13 protein-coding genes are annotated in these 13,022 nt (G+C 49.7%); all 13 read right to left on the bottom strand.

Annotation, left to right across the window (positions count from 1 at the left end):
- Nucleotides 1-97: 97 nt before the first annotated feature.
- Entirely contained in the window at nt 98-970 is an 873-nt protein-coding gene (ylqF, locus tag AC50Y3_RS12305; RefSeq protein ID WP_494819016.1) for a ribosome biogenesis GTPase YlqF, read from the bottom strand.
- Nucleotides 971-984: 14 nt separating this feature from the next.
- Complete coding sequence (lepB, locus tag AC50Y3_RS12300) at nt 985-1,692, bottom strand: signal peptidase I (RefSeq protein ID WP_494819015.1); 708 nt, start codon at nt 1,690-1,692, stop codon at nt 985-987.
- A gap of 105 nt (nt 1,693-1,797) precedes the next feature.
- Nucleotides 1,798-2,139, bottom strand: a complete 342-nt coding sequence (rplS, locus tag AC50Y3_RS12295; RefSeq protein WP_091218811.1) for a 50S ribosomal protein L19 — start codon at nt 2,137-2,139, stop codon at nt 1,798-1,800.
- Between the two features lie 179 nt (nt 2,140-2,318).
- Nucleotides 2,319-3,071 (bottom strand): tRNA (guanosine(37)-N1)-methyltransferase TrmD, encoded by a 753-nt coding sequence (trmD, locus tag AC50Y3_RS12290; protein WP_494819014.1) that lies wholly within the window; start codon nt 3,069-3,071, stop codon nt 2,319-2,321.
- Nucleotides 3,072-3,075: 4 nt separating this feature from the next.
- The gene (gene rimM / locus AC50Y3_RS12285; protein ID WP_494819013.1) at nt 3,076-3,591 is read right to left on the bottom strand and encodes a ribosome maturation factor RimM; all 516 of its coding nucleotides are present in this window, start codon (nt 3,589-3,591) and stop codon (nt 3,076-3,078) included.
- An 85-nt stretch (nt 3,592-3,676) separates the two neighbouring features.
- Nucleotides 3,677-3,907, bottom strand: a complete 231-nt coding sequence (locus AC50Y3_RS12280; protein WP_091218819.1) for a KH domain-containing protein — start codon at nt 3,905-3,907, stop codon at nt 3,677-3,679.
- 26 nt (nt 3,908-3,933) lie between these two features.
- On the bottom strand, nt 3,934-4,206 hold the full coding sequence (rpsP, locus tag AC50Y3_RS12275; RefSeq protein ID WP_090976586.1) for a 30S ribosomal protein S16: 273 nt from the start codon (nt 4,204-4,206) through the stop codon (nt 3,934-3,936).
- Nucleotides 4,207-4,244: 38 nt separating this feature from the next.
- Nucleotides 4,245-5,618, bottom strand: a complete 1,374-nt coding sequence (ffh, locus tag AC50Y3_RS12270) for a signal recognition particle protein (protein WP_494819012.1) — start codon at nt 5,616-5,618, stop codon at nt 4,245-4,247.
- 22 nt (nt 5,619-5,640) lie between these two features.
- On the bottom strand, nt 5,641-5,967 hold the full coding sequence (gene ylxM, locus AC50Y3_RS12265) for a YlxM family DNA-binding protein (RefSeq protein WP_494819244.1): 327 nt from the start codon (nt 5,965-5,967) through the stop codon (nt 5,641-5,643).
- Nucleotides 5,968-6,145: 178 nt separating this feature from the next.
- On the bottom strand, nt 6,146-7,150 hold the full coding sequence (gene ftsY / locus AC50Y3_RS12260; RefSeq protein ID WP_494819011.1) for a signal recognition particle-docking protein FtsY: 1,005 nt from the start codon (nt 7,148-7,150) through the stop codon (nt 6,146-6,148).
- A 104-nt stretch (nt 7,151-7,254) separates the two neighbouring features.
- Nucleotides 7,255-10,833 (bottom strand): chromosome segregation protein SMC, encoded by a 3,579-nt coding sequence (gene smc, locus AC50Y3_RS12255; protein ID WP_494819010.1) that lies wholly within the window; start codon nt 10,831-10,833, stop codon nt 7,255-7,257.
- Nucleotides 10,834-11,038: 205 nt separating this feature from the next.
- Nucleotides 11,039-11,728, bottom strand: a complete 690-nt coding sequence (rnc, locus tag AC50Y3_RS12250) for a ribonuclease III (protein WP_494819009.1) — start codon at nt 11,726-11,728, stop codon at nt 11,039-11,041.
- Nucleotides 11,718-12,959 carry a beta-ketoacyl-ACP synthase II gene (fabF, locus tag AC50Y3_RS12245; RefSeq protein ID WP_091218836.1) on the bottom strand — a complete coding sequence of 414 codons (1,242 nt, stop codon included), beginning with the start codon at nt 12,957-12,959 and terminating at the stop codon, nt 11,718-11,720. The genes rnc and fabF overlap by 11 nt, the downstream gene beginning before the upstream one ends.
- Nucleotides 12,960-13,022: the final 63 nt, after the last annotated feature.

Below are 13,022 nucleotides of genomic sequence, written 5' to 3'. Positions count from 1 at the left end.
TACAAAACAAACGGCTCCCTCATGATCAAGGCAGCCGTTCATAGCAGCGGATTACTGCATTTGAAGCCTCGGCTTCATTCGCATAACCATCCGCGCATTACATAAAATCATCCGGGGATTCAAGCGAAAGACGGCCCAGATTACCTGCCCGCATCTCACGCAAAATAATGCCGGATGTTTTCTCCAAGTCAACGCGGCCTCCGCTAACCAAGCAGCCCCGCTTACGACCGATATCCTCCATCAAACGTACGATTTCGTCATTGTCTTCGTAGTCCTTTGGAGGGTCCTTCAAGCCAAAACGTTCCGACAGCATCGGCCAGTAGCGTTTCGCCAGTTCTCTCACCGTGAAGAAAGCTACATCCTCAATGTTTAGAACTTGCTCACGTATGGCACCGGTCATAGCCAGTCGTTGGCCAACGAGCTGGTCTTCAAATTTCGGCCATAAAATACCCGGCGTATCGAGCAGCTCCATTTCCGTGCCGACTTTAATCCATTGTTGGCCTTTCGTAACACCCGGACGATCGCCGGTAGCCGCAATGCTTCGACCAGCCAGACGATTGATAAGCGTAGATTTGCCAACGTTCGGTATTCCAACGATCAGCCCACGAACAGCTCTCGGTGTAATCCCTTTGGATATCTGTCGTTCGATTTTGTCATGGAGCAGCTGCCTTACCTTAACCGGAATTTCATTGACGCGCGTTCCTGTAGAAGAGTCGATAGCCAAGCTTGTATAACCGAGGTCTGCAAAATAAGCCATCCACTTCTCAGTCGTACGCGCATCCGCCAAATCCGATTTATTCAGCAAAATCAGTCTCGGCTTATTCAATAAAATATCGTCAATCATCGGGTTCCGGCTCGAAAGCGGTACACGGGCATCCAGCAGCTCAATCGCAATATCAATCAGTTTGAGCTTCTCTTGAATTTCCCTTCTTGCTCTCGTCATGTGGCCGGGGAACCATTGAATCGTCATGTTACTACTTCACCTCATTTGTGTTTCACGAAAGAAATTTTGTCCATCGGCCAGAAAATAATATCCGCACGGCCGACGATCTCCTTCATCGATACATACCCGATCATCCGGCTGTCCTTACTGTTGCGGCGGTTATCACCGAACGCAAGGATCATCCCTTCAGGAACAACGTCGGTTGTAAAATTAGCATTCGGGAAATTACGGTCTGTCCCTTGATTGTTGAAGATTTCGCCGTTTGCTTTAGCATTCTCGATCGATTCTTTGAGATACGGCTCATCGACCTTTTTGCCATTAATGAACAAATCATCATCTTGATATTTGACTTTATCGCCAGGGACGCCAATGACCCGTTTAATAAAATCTCTGCCCTCTTCCGGGACATGAAAGACAACTACTTCGCCATGATGCGGCTCACGAATGTCATATATCACTTTGTTTACGATAAGACGTTCCCCTGTATAGAAGGTTGGTTCCATCGACGGTCCATCTACAATGAACGGAGCAAACAGGAAATACCGGATTACAAGCACTAATAAAGCTGCAATTGCGAGTGCTTTAACCCACTCGAATACCTCTTTCTGAGCGCGGTTGCCGTTCGATCGTTTAGATCTGGACTCGTTGATTGAAGGATCAACACCATCTGCTGCAGCATGTACATGATCACGTTGATTCAATTCGTTCGACTCTTGTCCATTCTCTTCTGTGCGGTTCTGTTGATCCACAAATTCCACCCTCTTCTATGCTGGGACTATAGATATGTAAATAATCTAGTATTTAAAAAAAACGAAAAGGGACTTGTTTGCGCAAGTCCCCTCTCTTGTCGATAATTAACGAATTTCTTTGATTCTCGCAGCTTTACCGCGAAGTTCGCGAAGATAGTACAGTTTCGCGCGGCGAACTTTACCACGACGAGCAACTTCGATCTTCTCGATCTTCGGCGAGTTCAGTGGGAAAGTTCTTTCCACACCAACGCCATACGAGATTTTACGTACTGTAAAAGTAGCACTGATACCGCCGCCGCGACGTTTAATAACAACGCCTTCGAACAACTGTACACGCTCACGAGATCCCTCGATAACCTTTACATGCACCTTTAACGTATCGCCTGGACGAAAGTTAGGAAGGTCTGTACGAAGATTTTCTTGTGCAATGATTTGTAAAAGATTCATTGTAGTTTCACTCCTTCCACCATAGACGTTCTTATAAGCTAACCGGAAACAGATAGAAAACCGGATCATGGCTTCATAGCGGACCGTCCGACTTTGCAAAAGCAACATCTGAAATTATAACACATCCAAGCCCAGTACACAATAACCTATCATAAACTTTTTGAGTAGGAGCATCAGAGCTAGTTGTTGCTGTTTTGTTCGCGGGAACGGATCTGTTCATTCAGCCATTGCCGTTCTTTCTTCGTGAGCTCAGCGGTCTCAAGCAGTTCAGGACGACGTTCCAATGTCCGTAATATAGACTGCTGACGACGCCACACTTCGACATTGGCATGATGGCCGGACATCAGCACCTCCGGCACTTCCCAATCACGGAAAACCGCTGGACGTGTATAGTGCGGGTGCTCCAGCAAACCAGTGCTGAAAGAATCCGTCACAGCTGAGTTCTCATTGCCGAGAACGCCGGGCAGAAGCCGAACAATACTATCAATCATGACCATTGCGGGAAGCTCACCGCCGGTCAGCACATAATCTCCTAATGAGATTTCATCTGTCACCAAATGCTGACGGATTCGCTCATCGTACCCCTCATAATGACCGCACACAAACACAAGATGTTTGTGAGCAGACAGCTCTTCGGCTTTCTTCTGCGTATATGGCTCCCCTTGCGGGCAAAGCAGTATTACGCGAGGACGCTCTGCGCCTTCCGGCATCAAGTCCTCTACGGCGGCGAACAACGGCTCCGGCTTAAGGACCATTCCCCCGCCACCGCCATAAGGATAGTCATCAACCGTATTATGCTTATTATTTGCATAATCACGAAAGTTAACCGCGTTCAGGCTGACAATTCCTTTATCCTTCGCTTTTCCAAGAATGCTTGCTCCGAATACACCGTGGAACATTTCAGGAAATAGCGTCAATACGTCGATGCGCATACCGTTAGATCAGCCCTTCCATCAGGTGAACCTTAACGACTTTGTCTTTTACATTGACATGAAGCACAACTTCATCGATGACAGGAATTAAGATTTGTTTGCCCTTTGGCTGTTGAATGACCCAAACATCGTTCGCACCCGGAACGAGGATTTCGGTAATTGTACCAAGAATCGAGCCTTCGTCCGTAACTACGGTACAGCCGATAATTTGATGCTGATAATATTCGCCGTCTTCAAGCTCGACAAGATCATCCTTGGACACTTTAAGCTCCCAGCCTTTGTACTTCTCGACTTGATTAATATCCTCGAAGCCCTTGAACTTTACGATATACATATTTTTATGAAATCTTGCGGATTGTACTTCAAGCTCAAGCTGCTGCTTGTTCTCAGGGTTAATTAATGTAAGCTTCTTACGTGGAGCGAAACGCTCCTCGGGAAAATCCGTTTGCGAGAAGATCTTTACTTCACCGCGAATACCGTGTGTATTCACCAGTTTACCTACAGATAGCCATTGATCCATTGTGTTCTCCTATCTTTTTCGTAATTTACCATCGAAAAAGGGCTAGGATACCTTCGTATCCTAACCCTGCTTCGATGTACGATCGCTACGAAATAATATCGACCATGACACGCTTTTGCGTTTTGACGGCTGCCGATGTGACAACCGTCCGCAACGCTTTAGCAATCCGTCCCTGTTTGCCAATGACCTTCCCAACATCGTCAGGATTCACGGATAACAGATAGACGGTGCCGCGATCGTCTTCTTTCACGTCGACACGTACGTCCTCCGGGTAATCCACTAAAGCCTTCGCTATGACAAGAATCAAATCTTTCATCACAATAGGCCCCCCGCATCGAGTAGTTATTTTTGAAGCTTCAGCTCATGAAGCTTAGTCATTACACCTGCTTTGGAAAGCAAGTTGCGAACTGTGTCAGAAGCTTGTGCTCCGTCTTGAAGCCATTTAAGAGCTTTCTCTTCATCAATGTTCACTTGTGCCGGTTGTGCAACCGGGTTATAAGTGCCGATTTCTTCAATGAAGCGACCGTCACGTGGGGAACGGGAGTCCGATACAACCACACGGTAGAAAGGCGCTTTGTGCGCACCGATACGTTTCAAACGAATACGTACTGCCATGATAATTCACCTCCTTCAAAAAATTTCTTTGCTCTATATTAGAACGGGAATTTCATTCCTTTAGGAAGCATCCCTTTAAGACCCTTCATTCCGCCTTTAGGTCCTTTAGGACCCATCATCGACGAGAACTGCTTCATCATCTTCTTCATATCATCGAATTGCTTAATGAGTCGGTTTACTTCCGCAATGGAAGTTCCGCTCCCTGTTGCAATCCGTTTGCGTCTGCTGTGATTGAGAATTTCGGGTTTCTGCTTCTCGGCCTTCGTCATTGATTTCACAATCGCTTCGACACGTCCGATTTGCTTCTCATCCACCTTGAGGTTCTTCATATCCTTCATCTTGCCCATACCAGGCATCATGTCAAGCAATTGATCCAGCGGTCCAAGTTTGCGAACCTGTTCCATTTGCTCAAGGAAATCCTCAAAGGTAAATTCCGCCGTACGCATTTTGCGTTCCATCTCGGCCGCTTTCTCAGCGTCGATTGTGGAATGTGCTTTCTCGATCAGGGACAACATATCGCCCATTCCGAGAATACGCGAAGCCATACGTTCCGGATGGAACGGCTCAAGCGGCTCAATCTTCTCACCGGTTGCCGCAAACTTAATTGGGCAGCCTGTAACGGCTTTGACGGACAACGCGGCACCACCGCGAGTATCTCCGTCAAGCTTTGTCAGAATGACGCCTGTCAGTTCAAGCTGGCTGTGGAAGCTTTGCGCCACGTTCACCGCTTCTTGACCTGTCATCGCATCCACGACTAGCAGAACTTCATCCGGCTTTGTTACTTCATGGATTTGACGAATCTCGCCCATGAGTGCCTCATCGATATGAAGTCGGCCGGCTGTATCCACGATCACATAATCATGACCGTTATCTTTAGCGAATTGCAGACCTGCACGGGCAATCTCAACCGGTGATGTTTGATCACCGAGCGTAAAGACCGGAACACCGATCTGTTCACCCAATACTTGCAGCTGCTTTATGGCTGCGGGGCGATAAATATCGCCTGCAATCATAAGCGGCTTATGCTTGTCCTTGAGTAGAAGTTTCGCCAGCTTTGCCGTGGACGTTGTCTTACCAGCACCTTGCAAACCCGCCATTAGAATGACAGTTGGCGGCTTGTTAGACTTCGCAAGCTTCGACTGCGTACCGCCCATAAGCTCGGTTAGTTCTTTATTTACGATGTCGACGACGACCATGCCGGGCGTGAAGCTCTTCATTACTTCAAGTCCGACAGCCTGTTCCTTCACCTTTGCGATGAAATCCTTGACGACTTTGAAGTTAACGTCGGCTTCCAGAAGCGCCAATCGTACTTCGCGCATCGCTTCGTTAACATCATCCTCAGACACTTTGCCTTTGCCGCGCAGTTTGCCGAATACATTCTGCAGTCTGCTGGACAACCCTTCAAATGCCATGATCGTCACCTCCTAGTCGCTACTATGTAACTCCTTGTATATGAGCACGAAAGCTCTGGGTGAGCTTGTGCAGCTCCATGCTTAATTCCTTCTGCGTCACAACCTGTTCCACAAGCTCTTCGAGCTGGGAAAGCATTCGCGCTGCAGCTTCATGCTTGGCAAGCAATTGCAGTTTGCCTTCGTAACTCTCCAGAACCGTCTCAGCACGTTTCACATGCTCATAAACGGCCTGCCTGCTAATATCGAACTCAGCCGCAATTTCGCCAAGTGAATAATCGTCATGAAAATAATATTTCAGAAAGGTTTGCTGTTTCTCAGTAAGCAGCTTCTCGTAGAAGTCAAACAGCATATTAATTCGGTTTGTCTTCGCCAGGGCATCCGTTTCAGGTAAGTGAGTTTTCTTCGCCGAGGCGTCAGCTTCATGGACCGTCTTCATGCCAGCCACTCCTTTACGTCAAGGCAATTACCTTTACATCAATTCCACGACGTTTATCATAGCTCAGCTGCCTATGGACTGTCAAGTAATTTTACTTGTCACCATCTTCATTCTCTTCTTCCGTGCTTTGCAGAAGGCCGCCAAACAGTGCATGTACGAATTGCTCGGAGTCAAACTCCTGCAAATCATCCATCTTCTCGCCAAGACCGACAAGCTTCACAGGAAGATCAAGCTCATTGCGGATCGCAATGACGATACCGCCCTTAGCTGTTCCATCAAGCTTCGTTAGCACAAGACCGGTTACACCGCTCTTCTCACCGAACAGCTTCGCTTGACTAAGCGCGTTCTGACCGGTTGTCGCGTCGAGCACTAATAGCACTTCATGAGGCGCGCTTGGCACTTCACGCTGAATGACGCGGAAGATTTTGTTCAACTCTTCCATTAGATTGTGCTTATTCTGCAATCGGCCTGCTGTATCGCACAGCAGAACGTCAACGCCGCGCTGCTTAGCCGCGTGAACGGCATCGTACATAACAGCCGCAGGATCTGCGCCGGACTCTTGTTTAATGACGTCTACGCCGACGCGTTTGCCCCAAACCTCAAGCTGCTCAATCGCACCGGCACGGAAAGTATCCCCTGCTGCAAGCAATACGCTTTTGCCTTCGTTCTTGAACTTATGAGCCAGCTTACCGATCGTTGTTGTTTTACCGACGCCATTGACGCCAACAAACAAGATGACCGTCATGCCTTGATCAGCCATTCGCAGCTCCGCTTTCGCATCGCCTTTAAGCAGCTCCACCAGCTTCTCCGATAGGACAGGCTGCAAATCCGCTGCATTTTCGATTTTGCGTTTCTTCACTTCAGCACGCAGATCATCGATGAGCTGCATCACCGTATTCACGCCTACATCGGCGCCGATCAGAATTTCTTCAAGCTCCTCGTAGAAGGCTTCATCGATTTTTTTGCGGCGTGTGATTAGCTCCTCGATTTTACCAACGAATGCCGTTCTGGTTTTCGTCAGCCCTTCTTTGAACTTGGATGTTACGGCTTCGGTTTTCTGTGCAATGCTTTCTTTCAAGCGTTTAAAGAAGCTCATCTTATTGTCCTCCATCCTTTACTTGCAAAAGCCGGGCTGTGACGCTGGGTGCGCCAAGCTCCGGCTTCTCATAGTACGTGTGTATACGTGAATTTGATTCTTTTTTATGCGGAGTATGCTTCGTCCTCATCCTCGAGTCGTACCGATACCAGCTTCGAAACGCCGCCCTCTTCCATTGTTACCCCGTAAAGGACGTCTGCTTCTTCCATCGTCCCTTTCCGGTGGGTAACGACGATAAATTGCGTCAATTGCGAGAACTCGCGTAAGTATTGTGCAAAACGCGCAACGTTCGCTTCATCAAGCGCTGCTTCAACCTCATCGAGCACGCAGAACGGAACGGGCTTCACTTGCAGGATTGCGAAGAGCAAAGCAATCGCCGTTAACGCACGCTCGCCGCCGGAGAGAAGCTGCAAATTCTGCAATTTCTTGCCCGGAGGTTGAGCAACGATATCGATACCGCTGTCGAGCACCCGATCCGGATCGACCATTATGAGATCCGCGCGTCCGCCGCCAAACAGCTTCGAGAAGACGACTACGAAATGGCCGCGAATGGCTTCGAACGTGGTACGGAATCGTTTGCTCATCTCTTCATCCATCTCGCGGATAACTTGATAGAGCGTTGTTTTGGCTTCGATAAGGTCGTTCTTCTGATCATCCAAGAAGGTGTACCGTTCTTTCACGCGCTCGTACTCATCAATCGCACCAAGGCTCACTTCGCCTAAGCTTGAGATCCGGCGCTTGAGATCACGAACCTCATTCTGTGCAGCCAGCACATCTTCAGGAACAGGGTAACGCTCTTTCGCAAGCTCATAGCTGAGTTCATATTCCTCGCTCAGCTTGCGAAGCAGGTTGTCCAGCTCGACATCGAGACGATTCGCAGCAATCTCGATCTGGCGCAGTTGATCCTCAATGCTGCGAAGCTGAGCACGCTGCTCCTTCGTTTCACTCTCGCCCAGCTCCAGATCACGAGTAAGCTCTGCACGCTGTGCACGTTTGAGGTCCGTCTGCTCGGAGCAGCCGTCCTTCTTGAGCTTCAATGCGTTCAGTTGCTCGACCTGCTTCACACTTTCCGTAAGATGCTGCTCTGCCTCTTCCTCCTGGCGCTGCAGCATTTCACGAAGCCCGGCGAGCTCCTGCTTGGCACGTCCGATATCCGATCGAACACGTGACGCTTGATCCTCGAACGACATTTTCTCCTGATCCGTCTTTGCGAGCGCGATCTTCAAATCCGTCAGTTGATCCTGCAGCTGCTCCTTCGCCGATTCACCGGCTTTCCGGCGATCTTCCGCGTTTCGAATCTCTTCCTGCAAGCGAGCCTCTTCCTTCGTCAACACTTCAAGGCGCGTCACTGCATCCTTCGCGGATTCGCTGATCTGCTGCTGCTCGGACTTATGACCCGCGCTGTCGGCTTGGAACAGCTGCGCTTGGTCATCCAGGTGGCGCTTCTCATTATCCAGCTGCTGAAGCTCTGCACGGATATGCTGCTCCTCGATCCGCTGCTTCTCGCCCTGCTCCCGCAAATCATCCACGTTCTGATTACGGATGGATTGCTCCTTGCGCAAATCGCTGATTTTGTCGCGAAGTTTAACGAGCTGCAAATCAGTGGAACGAATCTCTTCGTCCAATTGTTCGATTTGACGCTGTCTTCCCAGCAGGTTGGCACCTTTCTTCTGGATGCTTCCCCCTGTCATGGAACCGCCGGCGTTAACGACATCCCCTTCAAGCGTCACGACACGGAACCGATATTGGCATTTCGCCGCGATCCGGTTGGCATGCTCCAACGTTTCGGAAATGAGCACGTTGCCAAGCAAATTCTCAACGATATGAGCGTACTTCGCATCACATGAGATCAGTTCTGCGGCCACGCCTACGAAACCATCCATACCCGCGATCGTGCGCTTATCATGCTCCTGAATATTACGTCCGCGGATTACATCAAGCGGCAAGAACGTTGCACGTCCCAGTTGACGCTGCTTCAAGAAAGCAATGGCTGCGCGAGCGCTGCGTTCGTCATTCATCACGACATGCTGGAGTGCTCCGCCAAGCGCAGTCTCAATCGCAAGCTCCACTTTCTCAGGAACGCGAATCAGCTCTGCAACCGCGCCATGTACACCTTCAACGCCGCCGCTTGTACGACGCGAAGCTTTCAGAATTTCTTTGACGCCCTGCATGAAGCCGTCCAAGTCATCCTGCATTTCCTTCATCGTATCGCGTCTTGACGTAAGCGCCTCAAGCTTCTGCTCCCATTTGCGAACAGCGGATTGTGCTTCTTCAAGCAGCTTCTGTCCGTTCTGGAGATGCTCCGCTTCGGTAATGTAGCGATTCCGCACTTTATTGATCTCAGCCAGCGTAGCTTCCAGTCGCTGCTTAAGCTCCATTCGTCTGGCGCTGACACGCTCATGCTGCTCCTGCCACTTGGAATGCTCATCGCCAAGCCGTTCCATTCTGCGCTGAAGCGCTTCTTCCTGCTGGTGCGCATAACGGATCTCGTTACGCAGCTGTGCCATCGTGCTCAACACATCCAGCAGCTCGCCTTTGAGTGATTCCTCAGCATCTCCGGAAGCGGAGGCCGACGTACCAAGCAGCTGTGCTTCTTCTTCGGAAAGCTTGAAGCGAAGCGTATTCAAATCATTCTCCAGCGAGGCCGCTTTGCCGCGGAACTCCGCTTCTTCCTTCGTTAACGCACCGATCCGCTCGTTTTGCGCAGCAATCGTTGCCTCCAGCTGTGTACGATTTTGCTCCAGGTTGCGTTTCCGTTCTTTGAGAACTTCACCATAGCCTTCGCATTTCTCATACTCTTCGCTGTATTGCAGCATCGATTCGTGCAAACGATCAAGAGCTTCCTCCAGCTCGCGAAGCTTGAACCGATCTTTCTCCAGTACCGCATCATGCTTGCTGACCACTGTAGACAAGGACAATTGCTCTTCTTGCAGCTTGCCCATTCGCGTATTGGAATCGCTCCATGAATGATGAACGGTTTCAATGTTATGTACATACATCGAAATTTCGGTTTGCTTCAGCTGTTCACGCAGCAGCTTGAATTGCTTGGCTTTCTCGGATTGCACGCGCAGCGGCTCAACCTGATCCTCAAGCTCTGTGACCAAATCGTGAATCCGCAGCAGGTTCGTTTCCGTTTCCTCCAGCTTCTTCTGGGCTTCGCGCTTACGCGATTTATATTTGACGATACCGGAAGCTTCTTCGAAGATTCCCCGTCGATCCTCGGAGCGCGTACTTAGAATTTCTTCAATACGGCCTTGTCCGATAATGGAATAAGCCTCTTTACCTATCCCCGTATCCATAAACAGTTCAGTAATATCTTTCAGTCGGCATGACTGCTTATTAATCAAATATTCGCTGTCACCGCTGCGATGTACACGGCGCGTGACCGTTACTTCGTTAAAATCAAGAGGAAGGGCGCCATCGGAATTATCCAGCGTCAACGATACTTCGCCGAAATTGACCGCTTTACGCGCATCGCTTCCTGCGAAAATAATGTCCTCCATCTTGCCGCCGCGAAGACTCTTCGCGCTTTGTTCCCCTAATACCCAGCGAATACTGTCGCTAATATTGCTCTTACCACTGCCGTTGGGGCCAACGACCGCCGTGATACCGCGGACGAATTCCATTTCCGTCTTGTCGGCAAACGACTTAAACCCTGCTAATTCAATCCTTTTCAGGAACATCGCTTACCTTCACCTCAACGATTATTGTACCATAACTGTTCCAAAAGGTCAGGTCGAAAAACGTCGAAAATGCCCGAAATCCCGCTTATTGCAGGTCTTTAGCGCCTGATAGAGGAAGGCGTTTCCAAGTATGCACCTGCCTTGCCCTGTAAATGCAAAAAATCCCGGTTACCAGTGGCGACCAGAATTTTGTTTCACATCGATGCTATACCAGCTTTCGCCATGCTTCTGCGGCTGCCTGCTGTTCGGCTTCCTTCTTCGTTCTGCCTGTACCGGAACCGTAACTGGTATCCCCGATATAGACTTCAACAATGAACTCTCGGTCATGCGCCGGACCGCGCTCTTCCACAATGCGATATTCGATCGTGCCCATCCCGGCATGCTGTGCTTTCTCCTGCAGGTTCGATTTGAAATCCTTCACCAGCAAGCCGCCGTCGCTGTCGATATGCGGAAACATATGTCCAGTCAGGAACGCACGAACCGCATCCAAGCCCTGATCCAAATAAATCGCGCCTACGAATGCTTCGAACAAATCTGCAAGCAGCGCAGGACGTTGACGTCCGCCTAACTGCTCCTCACCGCGTCCAAGAAGAACATGAGAGCCTAAATCCAGCAAATCCGCAAACCGTGCAAGCGATGGCTCACATACAATTGAAGCTCGCATACGAGTTAGCTGACCTTCAGGCCGTTCCGGAAATGTCTTGTACAGAAACTCGGAAACGGTTAACTGTAAAATCGCATCGCCGAGGAACTCCAGCCGCTCATTGTGCTCCATTGCCGTTTGACGGTGTTCGTTTACATAAGAGGTATGTGTAAATGCTTGTCTAAGAAGTCGGATGGTACGAAAATGGAGCTGCAGACGCTGCTGCAGCTCTTCGAACTTATCATGCTTCATATTTTCTCATCACGATCGTTGCGTTATGACCGCCGAACCCGAAGGAATTGGACAATGCATAAGTCAGATCGGCTTTACGCGGAGTATTCGGCACATAATCGAGATCACATTCCGGATCTTGATTCTCAAGGTTAATCGTCGGAGGAATTACGCCGTTCTGCAGGGAAAGTCCCAGAATAACGGCTTCCACGCCGCCGGCTGCGCCAAGCAAATGCCCGGTCATCGACTTCGTGGAGCTTACTGCCAGCTTGTAGGCATGCTCACCGAACGTTTTCTTGATGGCCGTTGTTTCGGACTTGTCACCAACCGGAGTTGATGTGCCGTGTGCGTTAATATAATCGATTTGGGACGGCTCGATTCCACCGTCGCGAAGAGCTTTCACCATACAACGAGCTGCTCCATCCGGATCCGGCTCTGTCATATGATAAGCGTCGCCGCTCATGCCATAGCCGACGATTTCCGCATAAATGCGAGCGCCGCGCTTCTGTGCATGTTCAAGCGATTCCAGAATCAACACACCCGAGCCTTCGCCCATGACGAATCCGTCGCGGTCCACGTCGAAAGGACGGGAAGCCTTGGTCGGCTCGTCGTTTCTTGTCGACATTGCACGCAGGGAGCAGAAGCCCGCCATACCTGTCGGACGAATTGTCGCCTCTGCGCCGCCGCAAATCATGACATCGGCGTCGCCGCGTTGAATCATTTTGTAGGAATCACCAATGGAGTGCGTTCCGGTTGCACAAGCCGTAACCGCTGTGCTGTTCGGACCTTTCGCTCCTGTAATCATGGAAACTTGGCCGGAAGCCATGTTCGCAATCATCATCGGAATGAAGAATGGGCTAACGCGCTTAGGACCCTTCTCCAGCAAAATATTATGCTGGTCTTCCCAAGTACCCAAACCGCCGATACCCGAGCCGATCATAACGCCTACGCGCTCTGCATCCACTTCTTCACCGATGTTCAGTGCGGCATCCTTTACAGCCAGTGTGCTCGCAACAACTGCGAATTGCACGAAACGGTCCATACGACGCGCTTCTTTTTTATCAATTTGATAATCTTCGGGATTGAAGTTCTTGATTTCTGCGGCAATTCTTGTCGGATATTCAGAAACGTCGAAAGCTTCCACTAACGAGACGCCTGATTTCCCTTCCATTAAATTACCCCAAAACGTATTCAAATCGGAACCGAGCGAAGTCATAACCCCCATGCCCGTAACGACTACTCTCTGTTTCATACCTATTCACCTCTGATGGGAAACCCAATTGGTTAATCTATCTATAAAAACGCTAATGCGCTT

This window comes from Paenibacillus sp. J22R98, from assembly GCF_059383835.1.
The sequence above is the reverse complement of the archived record's forward strand: the minus strand, read 5'-3'. Positions and strand labels throughout refer to the sequence as shown.

What these genes read in the sequence shown, in the direction of transcription:
- fabF (WP_091218836.1), bottom strand. Translation starts at nt 12,959, where the DNA reads ATGAAACAGAGAGTAGTCGTTACGGGCATGGGGGTTATGACTTCGCTC.
- ffh (WP_494819012.1), bottom strand. Translation starts at nt 5,618, where the DNA reads ATGGCATTTGAAGGGTTGTCCAGCAGACTGCAGAATGTATTCGGCAAA.
- ftsY (WP_494819011.1), bottom strand. Translation starts at nt 7,150, where the DNA reads ATGAGCTTCTTTAAACGCTTGAAAGAAAGCATTGCACAGAAAACCGAA.
- rplS (WP_091218811.1), bottom strand. Translation starts at nt 2,139, where the DNA reads ATGAATCTTTTACAAATCATTGCACAAGAAAATCTTCGTACAGACCTT.
- rpsP (WP_090976586.1), bottom strand. Translation starts at nt 4,206, where the DNA reads ATGGCAGTACGTATTCGTTTGAAACGTATCGGTGCGCACAAAGCGCCT.
- ylqF (WP_494819016.1), bottom strand. Translation starts at nt 970, where the DNA reads ATGACGATTCAATGGTTCCCCGGCCACATGACGAGAGCAAGAAGGGAA.
- trmD (WP_494819014.1), bottom strand. Translation starts at nt 3,071, where the DNA reads ATGCGCATCGACGTATTGACGCTATTTCCTGAAATGTTCCACGGTGTA.
- smc (WP_494819010.1), bottom strand. Translation starts at nt 10,833, where the DNA reads ATGTTCCTGAAAAGGATTGAATTAGCAGGGTTTAAGTCGTTTGCCGAC.
- rimM (WP_494819013.1), bottom strand. Translation starts at nt 3,591, where the DNA reads ATGGATCAATGGCTATCTGTAGGTAAACTGGTGAATACACACGGTATT.
- AC50Y3_RS12280 (WP_091218819.1), bottom strand. Translation starts at nt 3,907, where the DNA reads ATGAAAGATTTGATTCTTGTCATAGCGAAGGCTTTAGTGGATTACCCG.
- ylxM (WP_494819244.1), bottom strand. Translation starts at nt 5,967, where the DNA reads ATGCTGTTTGACTTCTACGAGAAGCTGCTTACTGAGAAACAGCAAACC.
- rnc (WP_494819009.1), bottom strand. Translation starts at nt 11,728, where the DNA reads ATGAAGCATGATAAGTTCGAAGAGCTGCAGCAGCGTCTGCAGCTCCAT.